Source organism: Micromonospora gifhornensis, assembly GCF_016863515.1.
In the GTDB taxonomy this organism is placed as follows: Bacteria; Actinomycetota; Actinomycetes; order Mycobacteriales; family Micromonosporaceae; genus Micromonospora; species Micromonospora gifhornensis.
Map to the genome: position 1 here is coordinate 19,362 of NZ_BOPA01000002.1, position 15,759 is coordinate 35,120.

Consider the following 15,759-nt stretch of genomic DNA (forward strand, 5'->3'; position numbering starts at 1 on the left):
ATCGTTCAGAACCTCCCCAACTTCTGATCAGATCAACGAAAGTCCATGCGTCCTCGGCGGAAGGTATGGACACATCGACGAATGCCATTTAGTGTCATAGCCGGTACCGAAATGTTTCGATGAGGTGAACCGGCGGCGCGGGAACCCTCGGACTGACCCGTCTTTTATCCCCGCGCGACCACGCAACCCGGCCACCGGTCGTCCGGGCGATCTCCCCCCGCTACGGCATTCGGCGCGACGGCGCGCGCCCCGCCTGGCTTCATCCGTCAGGAAGGGACAGCCCTCCAATGTCCACAATGGACTGCACTCGCCACCCCGCACGGTGGCTCACCTCCGGCGCGGCCCTGCTCCTGGCCGTCACGGCCGGCACGGTCGCCCTCGGTGCCGGTCCGACCGCGCTCGGCGGACCGACTCCGGCCCAGGCCCACCCCATCGTCGCCACCGACTTCCAACAGGTCACCCTCGCCAAGGGGGTCGCCGAGGTCGGCGAGCCGATGACCCTCGCGGTGCTGCCGGACCGCTCCGTCCTGCACACCGCCCGCAACGGCACGTTGCGCCGCACCGACGCGGCCGGCAACACCACGGTGATCGGCACGATCCCGGTCTACACCCACGACGAGGAAGGGTTGCAGGGCGTCGGCGTGGACCCCAACTTCGCCAGCAACCGGCACATCTTCCTCTACTACGCGCCGCCGCTGTCCACCCCCGGCGGCGACGCCCCGGCCACCGGCACCAACTTCTCCGCCTGGCAGGGCGTCAACCGGCTCTCCCGCTTCACCCTCAACGCCGACTTCACAGTCAATACGGCGAGCAAGGTCGACGTCCTCGACGTCGCCGCCGACCGGGGCATGTGCTGCCACGTCGGTGGCGACATCGACTTCGACGCCGCCGGCAACCTCTACCTCTCCACCGGTGACGACACCAACCCCTTCGACTCCGGCGGCTACGCCCCGATCGACGAGCGGACCAACCGCAACCCGGCGTACGACGCACAGCGCAGCGCGGCCAACACCAACGACCTGCGCGGCAAGATCCTCCGGATCAAGGTCAACGCCAACGGCTCGTACTCGATCCCGGCCGGCAACATGTTCGCCCCCGGCACCGCGAACACCCGCCCGGAGATCTACGCCATGGGCCTGCGCAACCCGTTCCGGATGAGCGTCGACAAGGCCACCGGCATCGTCTACGTCGGCGACTACGGGCCGGACGCCGGCTCCACAAGCGCCCGTGGCCCCTCCGGACAGGTCGAGTTCAACCGGATTACCGGCCCCGGCTTCTACGGCTGGCCGTACTGCACCGGCACCAACACCACGAACGAGACGTACGCCGAGTGGAACTTCGCCAACAACACCGCCGGGGCGAAGTACAACTGCACCGGCGGCGCCACCAACAACTCGTTCCGCAACACCGGCCTGACCACCCTGCCGGCGGCCAAACCCGCCTGGATCCGGTACGCCGGAGACGCCGGCAGCCCACCGGAGTTCGGTGGCGGCTCCGAGTCCCCGTCGGGCGGCCCGGTCTACCGCTACAACGCCGCGTCGACCTCGACCACCAAGTGGCCGCAGAGCTTCGACGGCCAGTTCTTCGCCGGTGAGTTCGGCCGAGGCTGGATCAAGCCGATCCACGTCAACACCGACGGTTCGGTGGGCAGCATCGACGGATCGTTCCCGTGGAACGGCAAGCAGGTCATGGACATGGCCTTCGGCCCGGACGGCGCGCTGTACGTGCTGGACTACGGCACCGGCTACTACAACGGCGACGCCAACTCCGCCCTCTACCGCTACGACTACGTCGGCGGTGGCAACCGGGCGCCCACGGCGGTGGCCTCGGCGAACCGCACCTCCGGGATCGCCCCGTTGACCGTGAACTTCTCCTCGGCCGGGTCATCGGATCCGGAAGGCGGGACGCTCACCTACTCGTGGGCGTTCGGCGACGGCACCACCTCGACGGCCGCCAACCCGAGCAAGACGTACACCGCCAACGGCAACTACACCGCCACGCTGACCGTACGCGACCCGCAGGGCGCGACCGGCACGGCGAGCGTACGCATCGGGGTCGGCAACACCGCCCCGACGGTCACCATCACCAGCCCCGGCAACGGCCAACTGTTCAGCTTCGGTGACACCGTGCCGTTCAGCATCACCGTCACCGACCCGGAGGACGGCACCATCGACTGCACCAGGGTCAAGATGACCTACGTGCTGGGCCACGACAGCCACGGTCACCAGATCACCTCGCAGAACGGCTGCACCGGCACGATCGCCGTACCGGTCGACGGTGAGCACGACGACGCGGCCAACATCTTCGGCATCTTCGACGCCGAGTACACCGACGCCGGTGGGCTGACCACCCACACGCAGCACACCCTGCAGCCCCGCAAGCGGCAGGCGGAGCACTACAGGACCGCCTCCGGTGTCGACGCCTTCGACAAGCCGACCGCCGAGGGCGGCAAGACCGTCGGCAACATCAACAACGGTGACTGGATCGCGTTCGAGCCGTACCGGCTGGGCAACGTCACCTCGTTCAGCGCCCGGGTCTCCTCCGCCGGGGCCGGCGGCACCCTCCAGGTGCGGGCCGGTTCGGCCACCGGCACCGTCCTCGGCTCGGCGACCGTTCCCGTCACCGGGGCCTGGGACAGCTTCACCACGGTCACCGGCGCCATCAGCAACCCGCCCACCGGCACCACCACGCTCTACCTGACCTTCGCCGGCTCGGGCACCGGCCACCTCTACGACCTGGACTCGTTCGCCTTCACCACCGGCAGCGGCAGCACCGTCCGGACCGGGCCGATCACCGGCCTGGGCGGCAAGTGTCTCGATGTACGCAACGCGGCCACCGCCGACGGCACCCAGATCCAGATCTACACCTGCAACGGCAGTGCGGCGCAGACCTGGACGGTGACGCCGAACTCGACGATCCGGGCGTTGGGCAAGTGCCTGGACGTCAACGCCGCCGCCTCGGCGGACGGCACGAAGATCCAGCTGTGGACGTGCAACGGCGGCGTCGCCCAGGTCTGGTCGGCGCAGTCGAACGGCACGTTGCGTAATCCGAACTCCGGTAAGTGCCTGGACGTGTCGAACAACAGTTCGGCCGACGGCCAGGCGGTGCACCTGTGGACCTGCCACACCAACGCCAACCAGCGCTGGATCCTTCCGTAGCTGAAAGGAAGGGCCCCTTGTTAACGCCTAGCGTTGTACAAGGGGCCCCTCCTAACACGACGACCGTTTGGGAGAGCGACATGCGCAGACTGCTCCGCCCCGTTCTCGGCGTGGCCACCGCGGCCCTCGCCGTGATCGCCTGCACCGCCCCGGCCACCCCGGCCAGCGCCGCCGACACCCCCTACGACGTGCTGGTCTTCTCCAAGACCGCCGGCTTCCGCCACGACTCCATCGCGGTGGGCACCCAGACCATCCGCGACCTGGGCGCGGCCAACAGCTTCACGGTCACCGCCACCGAGGACGCCGGTGTCTTCACCACCGGCAACCTCGCCCAGTACGAGGCAGTGGTCTTCCTCAACACCACAGGCGACGTGCTCAACGCCAGCCAGCAGACCGCCTTCGAGTCGTACATCGGTTCCGGTGGCGGCTACGTGGGTGTGCACGCCGCCGCCGACACCGAGTACGGCTGGTCCTTCTACGGCAACCTGGTCGGGGCGTACTTCCGCTCCCACCCGGCCATCGCGCAGGCCACCGTCCGGGTGGAGAACCGCGCCCACGCGGCCACCGCCCACCTGCCGCAGACCTGGACCCGCACCGACGAGTGGTACGACTTCCAGGCCAACCCCCGCCCGGGCGCCCGCATCCTGGCCAACCTCGACGAGTCGTCGTACTCCGGCGGGGTGATGGGGGCCGACCACCCGATCGCCTGGTGCAAGACGTACGCCGGAGGTCGGTCCTTCTACACCGGGGCCGGGCACACCCAGGCGTCGTACTCCGAGCCGGCCTTCCGGGCGCACCTGCTCGGCGGCATCCGGTACGCGGCCGGCCGCACCAAGGCCGACTGCCGGGCCGAGACCGGCTACACCACGCTCTACAACGGCTCGACCACCGGCTGGTCGCAGGCCGGCCCGGGCAGCTTCACCAACTCCGACGCCACCCTCAACTCCACCGGCGGGATGGGCCTGTACTGGTACAGCGCGAAGCAGTTCACCAACTACTCGCTCAAGCTGGACTGGCGGATCGCCGGAGACGACAACTCGGGGGTGTTCATCGGCTTCCCGCCGTCGAGCGACCCGAACTCGGCCATCAACAACGGCTACGAGGTGCAGATCGACCCCACCGACACCGCCGACCGCACCACCGGAGCGGTGTACGGCTTCAAGTCCGCCGACCTCGCCGCCCGCGACGCGGCGCTGAACCCGGCGGGGGAGTGGAACACCTACGAACTGCTTGTGGAAGGGGAGCGCCTGCAGGTGTTCCTCAACGGGGTGAAGATCAACGACTTCACCAACACCGACCCGGTCCGCTCGCTCGCCGGTCACATCGGCATCCAGAATCACGGTACGGGCGACGACGTCTCGTTCCGCAACATCCGGATCAAGGAACTGGGCGGCACGAACCCGCCGCCGGGCAGCAACACGACGGTGCAGGCCGAGGCGTACAGCTCGGCCAACGGGGTGACCGTGGTCGGCAAGACCGGTGCCAACGGCGGCCAGGTGCTGGGCTACATCGATCCGGGTGACTGGGCGGCGTACAACAACCTGGACCTGACCGGCGTCACCTCGTTGCGGGCCCGGATCGCCTCCGCCGGCCCCGGCGGAACCATCCAGGTGCGTACCGGCTCGACCACCGGCACCGTGCTCGGGTCGGTGTCGGCGCCGAACACCGGCAACTGGAACACCTTCGTCGACGTCAGCGCCCCGCTGTCGAACGTCCCGTCCGGCACCCGCAACGTCTACCTGACCTTCACCGGCTCGGGTGGCAGCCTGTTCGATGTCGACGACTTCACCCTGGTCCGGGGCGGCGGCAGCACCGGCGGCACCGGCCCGATCACCGGGCTGGGCGGCAAGTGCCTCGACGTGCGCAACGGTTCGTCGGCGGACGGTACGCAGATCCAGATCCTCACCTGCAACGGCAGTGCGGCGCAGACCTGGACGGTGACGCCGAACTCGACGATCCGGGCGTTGGGCAAGTGCCTGGACGTCAACGGCGGTGCCTCCGCGGACGGCACGAAGATCCAGTTGTGGACGTGCAACGGTGGCGGCGCGCAGAACTGGTCGGCGCAGTCGAACGGCACCCTGCGCAACCCGCAGACGGGCAAGTGCCTGGACGTGTCGAACAACAGTTCCGCCGACGGTCAGGCGGTGCACCTGTGGACCTGCCACACCAACGCCAACCAGCGCTGGATCCTCCCGTAACGAGGTAAGGAAGGGCCCCTTGTTAACGCCTGGCGTGGTACAAGGGGCCCCTATTAACACCGGCAAACGGCAGGGCCTTTTGCGGCGCGGGTGACGGGCCTAGAGTGAAGGCGGCGACCGCGAGGTGGCCGGTGAGCCGACGGGAGGCGCAACCCGTCGGCCCCAGGCGTGAACACGCCCACCGGCACACCGTCGAGGCCGCCGTCTCCGGCATCCCTCGCCCCGGTCCCGCAGTCACGGAATCCCCAACACCACGACAGGGGAAAAGGACAGATGGCGCGACCGATCACGCTGTTCACCGGCCAGTGGGCCGACCTTCCGTTCGACGAGGTGTGCCGGCTCGCCGCCGAGTGGGGCTACGACGGCCTGGAACTGGCCTGCTGGGGCGACCACTTCGAGGTCGACAAGGCCCTCGCGGACGACTCGTACATCGAGCGCAAGCGCGAGACGCTGGCCAAGCACAACCTCCAGGTCTTCACGATCTCCAACCACCTGGTCGGCCAGGCGGTCTGCGACCACCCGATCGACGAGCGGCACCAGGGCATCCTGCCCGCCCGGATCTGGGGCGACGGCGAGCCCGAAGGCGTACGCCAGCGGGCCGCCGAGGAAATCAAGGACACCGCCCGCGCGGCGGCCAAGCTCGGCGTCAACACCGTCGTCGGCTTCACCGGCTCGTCGATCTGGCACACCCTGGCGATGTTCCCGCCGGTGCCGCCGTCGATGATCGAGCGCGGCTACCAGGACTTCGCCGACCGGTGGAACCCGATCCTCGACGTCTTCGACGAGGTCGGGGTGCGATTCGCCCACGAGGTGCACCCGAGCGAGATCGCCTACGACTACTACACCACCAAGCGGACCCTGGAGGCGATCGACCACCGGCCCGCCTTCGGCCTGAACTGGGACCCGTCGCACTTCGTCTGGCAGGAGCTGGACCCGGTCAACTTCATCTTCGACTTCGCCGACCGGATCTACCACGTCGACTGCAAGGACGCGAAGGTGCGTACCGGTGACGGCCGGCGCGGCCGGCTCTCCTCGCACCTGCCCTGGGCCGACCTGCGGCGCGGCTGGGACTTCGTCTCCACCGGTCACGGCGACGTGCCGTGGGAGGACTGCTTCCGGGCGCTCAACGCGATCGGCTACGACGGGCCGATCTCGATCGAGTGGGAGGACGCCGGCATGGACCGCCTGGTCGGTGCCCCCGAGGCGCTGCAGTTCGTGCGCCGGCTCGCCTTCGACGCCCCCTCCGCCGCCTTCGACGCGGCGTTCAGCAGCAAGGACTGAGACAACCCGTGGGGCCCGGCGACCACCGGGCCCCGCGGGGCGTACCCCGATGGGGGCGCGAGTTCCGGGGCGGCGCCACCGGGAACCCGCGCTGCGGCCGTCAGCCGGAGGTGAAGACGTAATCGCTGGCCAGGCGGGCCGCGCCCACCAGGGCGGCCCGGTCGGCCAGGTCGGAGAGGACCACCGGCATCGTCCCGGTGGCCAGCGGCGCGGACCGGCGGTAGACCACGCCGCGGATCTCGGAGAGCAGGATGTGCCCGAGCCCGTCCGGTGCCCCGCCGATCACCACGATGCCCGGGTTGAAGAAGCTGACCAGGCCGACGAGTACCCGCCCCACCCGGCGGGCCGCGTCGCGGACCAGCGCCTGGGCGGCGGGATCACCGGCGGTCGCCGCCGAGGCGATGTCCGGCACGGTGAGCGTGCCCGTCTCGGCCAGCCGGGCCGCCAGCAACTCCGACCGGCCACCGCGGGCAGCCGCCGACGCCGCCCGGATCAGCCCCGCGTCACCGCAGTACGCCTCCAGGCAGCCGAACTCGCCGCAGGCGCAGACCGGCCCGTCCTCACCGAGCGGCAGGTGGGCGATGTCACCGGCGCTGCTCGTCGCCCCCCGGTAGAGCGAACCACTGAGCACCAGGCCGCAGCCGATCGCGGTGCCGAGCTTCAGGTAGAGGAAGTCGTCGAAGGTACGGCCGATGCCGGCGTGCTGCTCACCGAGGGCGAGCACGTTCGCGTCGTTGTCGACGAGCGCCGGACAGCCCAACTCGGTGGCGAACGCGTCCCGGACCGGGAACCGCTGCCAGCCGGGCAGCACGGCCGGCGCGACCGAGGTGCCGCCGTCGACCGGCCCGGGCAGCGCGATGCCGACCCCGGTGAGTTCGGCGACGCCGAGTTCGGCGCGAAGCTTGTCGACCAGTTCGACGGCGCGGGCGATCACCGGTTCCGGCCCGCCCCGAACGTCCGCCGGTTCACCGGTCTCGGCCAGCACGTTGAGCTCACCGTCGGTCAGCGCCACGTTGATCCGGTCGGCCGCCACGACGACGCTGGCGAAACGCACCCGGCCGGCGAGGCGCAGCAACGACGACCGGCGTCCGCCCCGGGAGGCGGCCTGCCCGGCGGTCTCGACCAGCCCGCGGGCGACGAGCCGATCCAACTCGGTGGTGAGCGTCGAGCGGGACAACCCGAGGATGTCACCCAACTCCACCCGGGAGCGGGGGCCGTCGTCGCGCAACAGCCGGACCAGCCTCGCCTGCTGCGGATTCTCTGGGCGGACGAGCGTCATCCCCAACACCTCCCGTCCCAAAGTCTTCCATGGAGGTGTTTCCAGCCGGTAGCGAGGCAGGGCCGCATCCGTCACCGGATGCGGCCCTGGGTGGGAAGTCGTCACCGCGGGTGGTGCCGGCACAGCGGGCGGGCCCGCCGGAACCGGCACGCGTCCACGGTCTCCCGCATGTCGGGTCCGTCAGCCCCGCAGACCCGACATGTGCTGGTAACTCACCTCGGCGTAGCGCAGCGAACGGCCCGGGTCGGCGGCACCGCCCGGAGCGTTGTCCTGCTCCCACATCGGGTTGTGGTAACCCTTGGCGCCCATGTTGGCGAAGAAGTTGCCGTAGTCGATGTCGCCCTGGCCGAGCGGCACCATCTCGTACCCGGCCGCGACGTCCGGGTTGAACGCGCCGTCCTTGGCGTGGAACAGCGGGAACCGCATGGTCCGGGTCGCCACCGTGGCCAGCGGGTCGAAGACGTCGGTCTGCAGGTTGCCGTCCGCGTCGGTGTAGGTGCGGAAGCGGTGCTGGGCCACGTGCGCCCAGTAGATGTCCATCTCGAAGAAGACCTTGTCGGCCTCGGTCTTGTCGAAGAAGTACTCCAGCTTGCGGATGCCCGAGGAGCGGGTCGGTCGACCCAGCCCGTCCAGCGGCCCGCTGTCGAGCAGGAAGTTGTACGCCGCGTCGTGGTTGTGCGTGTACAGCTTCAGCCCTCGGGCACGGGCCATGTCACCGAACAGGTTCCACCGGTCGGCGGCGGCGTCCCAGTCGGCCTTGTAGTTGCTGCTCGTCGGGTCGCTGCCGGTGCCGATGTGCTGCATGCCGAGGATCTCGGCGGTGTCGAGGGTCTGCTCGAACGCGGCGATGGTGTTCGGCGTGACGGTGCTGGGGATCGAGGCGTGCGAGCCGTTGGCGCGCAGCCCGTTGTCGTCCAGGATCTTCCGGATCTCCGTCGGGGTGATCTGCCGGCCCAGGATGCTGGTGTGCTGGGTGTAGCCGGCGAACTCCACCTCCTTGTAGCCGATCTCGGCGAGCCGGCCGAGCACCCGCTCGAAGCCGTACGGCACTCCGCTGGTGTCCGGGGCGGCGCTGATTCGGTCCCGGACGCTGTACAGGATGATGCCCCGCTTGCCGGGCGGGACGAGCACCCCGTTGCCGTTGCCCTTGCTGTTGGCAACGGCGGCGGAGCCGAAGCCGGCGGCGCCGACGGCCGCCGCGCCGGCGACCCCGGCGAAGGCGCCGAGTATCCGACGCCGGCTCATTCCGTGCTGACTGTCGCTCATGTCCTACTGCCTTTCTCGGTGGTGTTACCGGTGGGATGGCTGGGGTCGCCGGGTGACGACCCCAGCCGGAGGGTGCCTACGGGGTGAGGCCGATGCCCGGACCGTTGAACTGCACCCAGTTGAGGTTGCCTAAGCCGCCGGCCGGGCCGCCGGCAACGGTGGTGAACACCAGGTACAGCCGGAACGTCTCACCGGGGTCGGTGATCGGCACGCTGGTGCTGGTGAAGGCGTTGTTGCCGGTGGTCGCGTTGACCGTGGCGGTGGTCAGCAGCGGCCCGGTCGGCGAGTCCCGGCGGAACTCGACGTGGAACCGTGGCTGCCCGGCCGTGGCCGCGCTGCCACCGGAGGTACGCAGGGTCACCGAGTCGATGTTCCGAAGATTGACCGTGCCGTTGACGGCGATCCAGTCACCGTTGTCGAGGCTGCCGCGTTGCTGCCCGCCGCCGGTGTCCGCGGTGTTGCCGACGGTGGTGCCGGACTGTTCGCGGGCGAACTCCACCTGCTGCAACTTGTCCTGGATGACCTGCTGACCGATGGTGGTCAGCGGCGGCTGACCGTTGGCCCCGTTGTCGGTGTAGGTCGCGCTGATCACGCCGTAGATGTAGCCGCCGTGCGAGGCGTCGTCGGCGAGCGTGGGCAGCACCCCGGAGCAGCCGAACTGGTTGGCCTCCCCGTGCCCGTGGTCGTCGTGGCCGAGGACGAAGGTGACCTCCACCTTCGTACAGTCGATCGGGCCGTCCTCCGGGTCGGTGACCGTCACCGACCAGGGGATGTCGTCACCCCAGCTGAAGAAGCCACCCTCGATCGGTACGTCCACCCGTACCGTCGGGGCGGTGTTGCCGACCGTGATGGTGGTGTTCGCCGTCGCGGTCTTGCCACTGGAGTCGGTCACCGTCAGCCGCGCCGTGTAGACGCCGTTGCTGGTGTACGTGAACGAGGGGTTCGGGTCGACGGAGTCGGTCGTGCCGTTGCCGTCGAAGTCCCAGGCGTACGAGATGGAGTCCGCCGGATCCGGATCGCGTGACCCGTCACTGGAGAAGGCCACGGTCAACGGGGCCTGCCCGTTGGTCGGGGTCGCGTTCAGCACGGCCGTCGGCGCCCGCAGGCCCTTGACGTAGCTGAACTTCACCATCGCCGCGTCCGGGTTGATGTTGAAGAACCCGTCCCCGTACGTCAGCAGGTAGAAGTTGCCATCCGGACCCCACATCATGTCCATCGGGTTGTCGCAGAGGAACGGCCTGGCCGGCGTGACCGGGCCTCCGCCGCAACTCAACAGATCGTTGATCTTCAGGACGTCGCCCTGCGAGTCGAGCCGGATCTCCCGCAGGTAGTCCCGGGTGAACTCGCCGAAGAAGATCGCGCCGTCGTAGTACGCGGGGAACTTCGTCTCCGACCTCAGCTCCGGGTCGTAGTCGTACTTCGCCGCGCCGTGCGGACCCACACCGCCGGTGCCGAGCTCCGGGAAGAGCACCGGGCAGGTCTGGGTCGGGGTGGACAGGTAGGACTCCGGGCAGGGCGTCGGGGCCTGGAAGGAGTACCAGAGCTCCGACTTCTCCACCGGCGGCAGGTCGACCAGGCCGGTGTTGTGCCGGGAGGTGTTCTTCGGCGCCGCGCAGTCGAACGGCGCGATCGGCGAGATCGGGCTGGTGGTCCAGTTCATCTCGACGTACGGCAGGTCCGGCTGCACGCACAGCGGCCAGCCGTAGTTCGCGGGCTTGTCGACCACCATCATCCGGCCGGTGCCCGCCGGCCCCCGCGGCGGTCGGTCTGGATGACCCGCCCGTCGGGCAGCACGTCGAAGCCGATCGGCTCGTTGACGTTGGGCTGCGCGCCGATCACCGTCATCTGGTAGTTGGCCAGCACCGTCGCGCCACAGTCGCCGTCGGTGACGCCGGCCGCCCACTGGATCGCGCCCCCGAGGTGGGCGCGCAGGTCTGTGCCGCTGAAGCTTTCCGGGGTGGCGCCGAGTCCGGTGTAGAACGAGTGTCCGCCCTGGTAGTCCTTGCACCAGGTGATCGGGTGGTCGAAACCCATGCTGCCGCCGGCGTACGTCTTCTCGTCCACCGTCGCCAGGACGTGCGAGAAGCCCCGCACGTTTGCCGCGAAGTTGTACCACCGGTCCGTCGTGGTCCACCGCTCGGGCAGCGAGGCCGAGGCCGGGTGCACCCGGTCGGCCACGGTCACCGTGGCGGCGCTGGCCGGCGTCGCCGCGCCGACGGCGCGGGTGCCGAGGACCTCGTCGAGGAAGTCCCAACCCGGCTCCGCCTCGATCGCCGAGTGCACGCCGACGAAACCGCCACCGGCGCGGAGGTACTTCTCGAACGCGGCTCGCTGGTCGTCGTCGAGCACCTCGCCGGAGGTGTTCAGGAACACCACGGCGCGGAACTGCTTGAGGTGCGGCTCGCGGAACTTGCGGGCGTCGTCGGTGACGTCCACCGTGAACCGTCGCTGCTTGCCGAGCTGCCGGATGGCGTCGACGCTGGCGGAGGTGGCGGGGTGGGCGCCGTCGGCCGACCGGGTGAAGACCAGCACCTTGTACTGGATGCCGTTGTTTGTCGATGTCGCCTCGCCGGTCACCGGCGCGGCTTGCGCCGGCGTGCTCTGCGGGGTGCCGGTCGCGACGAGTGTCGCGCCGACGAGGGTGAGGAGACTCAGATAGGTGAGGGCTCTGCGGCCCAACGGTCTGTGCATCGAACCTCGCTCTGATCGGTCAGCTCCGCCCCGACACACGCGGTGCCGGGGCGGTTGGGGTTACCAAACGAGCCTGGCCAGGTCTAACGAGGACGATATTTGCGGCCGACAATAAAGAGAAGAGGTTGGAGGTAGAAGTTTTAGCTAAACTGTCGGGACTTTTGTTCAATACGGGCGAAAGTTACCGCGAGGCTGGACACTTTGCCTGAGGTGCACACACAACAGCCGGGCCCGACCGCCACACTGGCGACAGGGCCCGGCTGAAGGGTTGCTACAGGTTCGTGCCGTTGGTGCCGGACGGCTTGCTGCGGGCCGTGGTCGACGTCGTCGATCCGGCGGTCGACCCCGACGAGCTGGGGCCGGGCTTGGCGCCGGCCGTGGCCGGCGTGCCGGCGAAGGCGTCGTCGGCAGCGGTGGGCCCGTGCTTGCCGTTCTGGTGCAGCTTCTCGCCCAGCTTGGAGTGGCCGAGCTTGTCCTTGCCCTCGTGGTAGAGCCGGCTGGCCTGGGCCTGGGCGACCCCGGCCGCCTCCTGGACGGTCGGGTGGTCGAGCACCTTGCGGCCCTGGACCATCAACTCCTCGTACTTCTCACGGCCGGCACGGGCGCCCAGGACGAACCCTGCAGCCAGCCCGCCAAGGAACATGATCTTTCCGCGCATGGCGGCTCCTCTCGTACCTGACGCGCCGTCGACCCACCCCCGATCCCGAGGGCGGGGCCGACCAGTTCGCGCCTGCGTCCTGTCGTCGGCAGCTAACTACCCATCCTGCTCTCTGCTCATACCTCCTTGTGCCCCGATGGCGATTTGTCCCACACAATCCGATCGGCCGGTCCGATGATCAGGAGGGTAACCCCCTGGACCAAGACCCCCCGGAGTCCTGTACTCTTGTGCCCGGCGCACGGCGCGGAGAGATCCGCACCGGGCGGCTGTGCAGTCCCCCGTAGCTCAATTGGCAGAGCAGCCGGCTGTTAACCGGCAGGTTTTTGGTTCGAGTCCAAACGGGGGAGCTTGCTTCTCCAGCACGACATGCCCACCGGCTACCCGGTGGGCATTCGCCGTTTCGGGGCCGCCGAGATGTCCGTACCCCGTCGCTACCAGGGCATCAGCTGCATCGACGGTGCTGGTGTGGCCCGTGGGCGGGGCGGGATCAGTTTTCCCGGCTGCCCGCTGTATTCTCGCGTTGCCCATCGTGCTGCTGAGGCGGAGGGCGACGCCGGTATGAGCGGCCGGTGATCGACAGGGGCGGGATCACTCCGGCCCCAGTGCCGGGGCGGTAGCTCAGCCGGTTAGAGCAGGGGACTCATAATCCCTCGGTCGCGGGTTCGAGTCCCGCCCGCCCCACGTACTTCTCTGACCTGCGGTTCTTGGTACGTGCCGCAGTCGTCATGCGAACCGGTTGGTCGAGGTTCGAGTCTTTCTGGCCAGCAAGTGAGGCTGCATGCATAATGAATGCATGGTTGCGCTCCAGATTCGAGACGTGCCGGAAGAGGTGCGAGACGCCCTGGCGACCCAGGCCAAGGCGCGTGGGCAGTCACTCCAGGCGTACCTGCTGGAGTTGGTGGAGACCCAGGCTCGACGGCTGCGCAACACGGCGGCCCTTGATCGCTTCGCCGGTCGATCGGACGGTACTCGCTCCCTGCCGGGGGAGAGTGCCGCCGAGTTGGATGACCAGCGGGAGCAGCGCGGACCGTGGGGAAGCGCCGCGTGATCGTGGTGGATGCGTCGGTTCTGGCCGATGCCCTGGTCGACGACGGGCCGGTCGGCGACGCGGCACGGGCGGAACTGACCGGAGATCCGCACTGGGCCGCGCCGAGCCATCTTCTGATCGAGGTCATGTCGGTGATCAGAGGCAAGGTCCTCGGTGGGAAGCTGGGCCTTGCTCGGGCACAGGAGGCGATCGACACCCTGCCTTCGTTGGTCATCGACGAGGTTGGTGTCGCGACACTGCTTGATCGGATGTGGCAGTTGCGGGGCAATGTTACGGCGTACGACGCGGCGTATATCGCGGCGGCCGAGTTGCTGGCCTGTCCACTCGTGACCGGTGATGGTCGGCTCGCCAAGGCCAACGGCGTCCGCTGCGAGATCCGGCTGCTCGCGGCGTCTTGACGGTAGCCGCCCGAGGATTATCGGCCTGAGGTCCTTGGGGCAGCGGCCAACCTGAGTGGTAGCGGGTCACCGGCGATAGTGGCGGTGTGGTTCGCATGGTGGTACCTCCGGCCCACCGCAACGGATACCTGAACGGAGGGGGCCAACCTGCGGAGCTGCAGGCCGTAACCTGTGTCAGGGCTGAGCAGCCGTCGCCGCTCGGATTGGGAGGGGCGGCCGGTCGGTGAGTTGACACTGGCCCTCTCGCGCCATCAGGCGCGGACCACCTGTGCGATCACACCGTGAGGACGTCCACGTCGTACAGCGCAATCGACGGGTCGCGGGAAGCGAGGGTCAGCCCTTCGGTGATCGCCTGTGCCACCAGCATGCGGTCGAAGGGATCGCGGTGATGCGACGGCAGGCGGCCGGCGGCGATGGCGTGGGCGTGGGTGACCGGGAGTTCCCGGAAGCCCATGTCTCTTACCCGCTCTGCAAGGTCAGGGGGGCCGCCGAGTTTACCGGCACCCTGCTTGATGGTGATTTCCCACAGGGTGACCGGGGAGAGGAAGATCTCCGGCTCGTGGCGTAACCGGTCGAGCAATTCGGTGCCGAGGGTCGGATCGCCGGTGATGGCCCAGAGCGCGACGTGCGTGTCCAGTAGCAGGTTCATGCGCCGATGCCGAAGTCGTCGGCGATCTCGGCGTTGGTCTGTGGTGAGTCCCAGTCACCGGAGAGGTCCAGTTGGCCGGCGAGGGAGCCGACAGCGGTGCGGTTGGCCCGCCGGACCAGGGGTACGACCTTCGCCACCGGGGTGCCCGCCCGGTCGATGATGATCTCCTCGCCGCGTTCCACCCGTTCGATGATGCGCGACAGATGGGTCTTGGCGTCATGCATGTTGTAGTGCACAGCCTCAGCCGACATGGCGCACCCTCCTTGCTTAGCTAAGGGATTAGTTTAGCCTGCTTGGCCGCACGTGCCAGCGACCTTGGTCAAGTCCTGGCCCCCCCCGAGCGGACCGCCATGGCGTCGCCCCGGCATCCACCCGAGATATCCCACTCCGCACCACCTGGACCTCCACATGGGCGGCCGGCAGGTCGGCTCGCGTCCGGGCGGCGAAGAACGCCGGGTAGGCGCTGTGTCTACCGCTCCTGACGCCGTTGGCGAGAGGGGCTGGAGCGTACCGGGGCCAACCAGGTGTGGCTGGTGCGGCCGGCATCGACCGACCTGGTGGACCGGGTGAACGGTGTCTACCATGTGCCGATGATCGAGCAAGGTCAGCGACGTGTTCCTGTGCCGGTTGCCGCCGCCTCGGGGATTCTGCTTGTGGCGGCCGTGCTCGCGGTGACGATGCTGTTTTCGGGTGGTCCGTCCGTGGCCACCGGGTTGATCGGGGTAGTTCTTCTGCCGGCGTTGGCGTACGGCCTGTGGCGTGGTAGCGGGCGGGCCCGGTTTTGGACAACAGTCTTCGCGACCGCCAGCGTGGTGTTCGGTGTCGTCGCGATCACCAGGACGGATGTGTTAGGGCTGCTGCAGATGTTGGGTGCGTCGGCTCTCGTTGGCCTGTTGTTGGTGCCCGCGTCGTCCCGGCGGTGGTTTGACGGCTTGCCGGCGAAGGAGTAGCGCCAGCGGACGGCCGTGTTGTTGTTCCGTGCGTGCCGTCGCTGACGTGCCGGATGCGGTCCGGGCGGCGTCGGCGGACCAGTTGCGTCGAATTCTGCCGTCCACTTCTGTCCCGATCCGTCAAGCGCCTCTGGGCGCGGCCGATCCTGTTGGTCACGGCACCTTGCGGGATCACGGAGGAGG

Annotated in this window: 13 protein-coding genes and 2 tRNA genes; 8 read left to right on the forward strand and 7 right to left on the reverse strand. The window is 68.9% G+C overall.

Annotation, left to right across the window (positions count from 1 at the left end):
* The first annotated feature begins 296 nt into the window (after positions 1-296).
* From Vgi01_RS00535 to Vgi01_RS00545, 3 genes are all read left to right on the forward strand, one after another.
* Positions 297-3,158, forward strand: a complete 2,862-nt coding sequence (locus Vgi01_RS00535; protein ID WP_204289818.1) for a PQQ-dependent sugar dehydrogenase — start codon at positions 297-299, stop codon at positions 3,156-3,158.
* Between the two features lie 80 nt (positions 3,159-3,238).
* A complete protein-coding gene (locus Vgi01_RS00540) occupies positions 3,239-5,356 on the forward strand; it encodes a ThuA domain-containing protein (protein ID WP_204289819.1) in 2,118 nt (705 codons plus the stop codon).
* 273 nt (positions 5,357-5,629) lie between these two features.
* Entirely contained in the window at positions 5,630-6,637 is a 1,008-nt protein-coding gene (locus tag Vgi01_RS00545; RefSeq protein WP_102659978.1) for a sugar phosphate isomerase/epimerase family protein, read from the forward strand.
* Positions 6,638-6,737: 100 nt separating this feature from the next.
* Here Vgi01_RS00545 and Vgi01_RS00550 read toward each other — a convergent pair whose 3' ends face one another.
* From Vgi01_RS00550 to Vgi01_RS00570, 5 genes are all read right to left on the reverse strand, one after another.
* On the reverse strand, positions 6,738-7,916 hold the full coding sequence (locus tag Vgi01_RS00550) for an ROK family transcriptional regulator (protein ID WP_102659979.1): 1,179 nt from the start codon (positions 7,914-7,916) through the stop codon (positions 6,738-6,740).
* A gap of 180 nt (positions 7,917-8,096) precedes the next feature.
* Positions 8,097-9,182, reverse strand: a complete 1,086-nt coding sequence (locus Vgi01_RS00555) for a sugar phosphate isomerase/epimerase family protein (RefSeq protein ID WP_239088740.1) — start codon at positions 9,180-9,182, stop codon at positions 8,097-8,099.
* 76 nt (positions 9,183-9,258) lie between these two features.
* Positions 9,259-10,914: a carbohydrate-binding protein gene (locus Vgi01_RS00560; protein WP_204289820.1), complete on the reverse strand. Its 1,656-nt coding sequence runs from the start codon at positions 10,912-10,914 to the stop codon at positions 9,259-9,261.
* Positions 10,911-11,873, reverse strand: coding sequence for a ThuA domain-containing protein (locus tag Vgi01_RS00565; protein ID WP_204289821.1), 963 nt, complete (start codon positions 11,871-11,873; stop codon positions 10,911-10,913). The genes Vgi01_RS00560 and Vgi01_RS00565 overlap by 4 nt, the downstream gene beginning before the upstream one ends.
* A gap of 271 nt (positions 11,874-12,144) precedes the next feature.
* Positions 12,145-12,531, reverse strand: a complete 387-nt coding sequence (locus Vgi01_RS00570) for a hypothetical protein (RefSeq protein WP_102659980.1) — start codon at positions 12,529-12,531, stop codon at positions 12,145-12,147.
* A 274-nt stretch (positions 12,532-12,805) separates the two neighbouring features.
* Here Vgi01_RS00570 and Vgi01_RS00575 point away from each other — a divergent pair.
* The 4 genes from Vgi01_RS00575 to Vgi01_RS00590 all read left to right on the forward strand — a co-directional run bounded on the left by Vgi01_RS00575 (position 12,806) and on the right by Vgi01_RS00590 (position 13,977).
* Positions 12,806-12,878 (forward strand) — tRNA-Asn (locus Vgi01_RS00575).
* A 260-nt stretch (positions 12,879-13,138) separates the two neighbouring features.
* Positions 13,139-13,212, forward strand: a tRNA-Ile gene (locus Vgi01_RS00580).
* Positions 13,213-13,324: 112 nt separating this feature from the next.
* The gene (locus Vgi01_RS00585) at positions 13,325-13,579 is read left to right on the forward strand and encodes a FitA-like ribbon-helix-helix domain-containing protein (RefSeq protein ID WP_204289822.1); all 255 of its coding nucleotides are present in this window, start codon (positions 13,325-13,327) and stop codon (positions 13,577-13,579) included.
* On the forward strand, positions 13,561-13,977 hold the full coding sequence (locus Vgi01_RS00590) for a type II toxin-antitoxin system VapC family toxin (protein ID WP_204289823.1): 417 nt from the start codon (positions 13,561-13,563) through the stop codon (positions 13,975-13,977). Before Vgi01_RS00585 ends, Vgi01_RS00590 begins: the two co-directional genes overlap by 19 nt.
* Positions 13,978-14,251: 274 nt before the next feature.
* Here Vgi01_RS00590 and Vgi01_RS00595 read toward each other — a convergent pair whose 3' ends face one another.
* Positions 14,252-14,626, reverse strand: a complete 375-nt coding sequence (locus tag Vgi01_RS00595) for a type II toxin-antitoxin system VapC family toxin (protein WP_204289824.1) — start codon at positions 14,624-14,626, stop codon at positions 14,252-14,254.
* Positions 14,623-14,877, reverse strand: a complete 255-nt coding sequence (locus tag Vgi01_RS00600; protein WP_102659982.1) for a type II toxin-antitoxin system Phd/YefM family antitoxin — start codon at positions 14,875-14,877, stop codon at positions 14,623-14,625. The genes Vgi01_RS00595 and Vgi01_RS00600 overlap by 4 nt, the downstream gene beginning before the upstream one ends.
* 282 nt (positions 14,878-15,159) lie before the next feature.
* Between Vgi01_RS00600 and Vgi01_RS00605 the strand changes: the two genes are divergently transcribed.
* Positions 15,160-15,576: a hypothetical protein gene (locus tag Vgi01_RS00605; protein WP_146017620.1), complete on the forward strand. Its 417-nt coding sequence runs from the start codon at positions 15,160-15,162 to the stop codon at positions 15,574-15,576.
* Positions 15,577-15,759: the final 183 nt, after the last annotated feature.

What these genes read in the sequence shown, in the direction of transcription:
- Vgi01_RS00565 (WP_204289821.1), bottom strand. Translation starts at nt 11,873, where the DNA reads ATGCACAGACCGTTGGGCCGCAGAGCCCTCACCTATCTGAGTCTCCTC.
- Vgi01_RS00555 (WP_239088740.1), bottom strand. Translation starts at nt 9,182, where the DNA reads ATGAGCGACAGTCAGCACGGAATGAGCCGGCGTCGGATACTCGGCGCC.
- Vgi01_RS00540 (WP_204289819.1), top strand. Translation starts at nt 3,239, where the DNA reads ATGCGCAGACTGCTCCGCCCCGTTCTCGGCGTGGCCACCGCGGCCCTC.
- Vgi01_RS00550 (WP_102659979.1), bottom strand. Translation starts at nt 7,916, where the DNA reads ATGACGCTCGTCCGCCCAGAGAATCCGCAGCAGGCGAGGCTGGTCCGG.
- Vgi01_RS00560 (WP_204289820.1), bottom strand. Translation starts at nt 10,914, where the DNA reads ATGATGGTGGTCGACAAGCCCGCGAACTACGGCTGGCCGCTGTGCGTG.
- Vgi01_RS00535 (WP_204289818.1), top strand. Translation starts at nt 297, where the DNA reads ATGGACTGCACTCGCCACCCCGCACGGTGGCTCACCTCCGGCGCGGCC.
- Vgi01_RS00595 (WP_204289824.1), bottom strand. Translation starts at nt 14,626, where the DNA reads ATGAACCTGCTACTGGACACGCACGTCGCGCTCTGGGCCATCACCGGC.
- Vgi01_RS00570 (WP_102659980.1), bottom strand. Translation starts at nt 12,531, where the DNA reads ATGCGCGGAAAGATCATGTTCCTTGGCGGGCTGGCTGCAGGGTTCGTC.
- Vgi01_RS00545 (WP_102659978.1), top strand. Translation starts at nt 5,630, where the DNA reads ATGGCGCGACCGATCACGCTGTTCACCGGCCAGTGGGCCGACCTTCCG.
- Vgi01_RS00600 (WP_102659982.1), bottom strand. Translation starts at nt 14,877, where the DNA reads ATGTCGGCTGAGGCTGTGCACTACAACATGCATGACGCCAAGACCCAT.
- Vgi01_RS00585 (WP_204289822.1), top strand. Translation starts at nt 13,325, where the DNA reads ATGGTTGCGCTCCAGATTCGAGACGTGCCGGAAGAGGTGCGAGACGCC.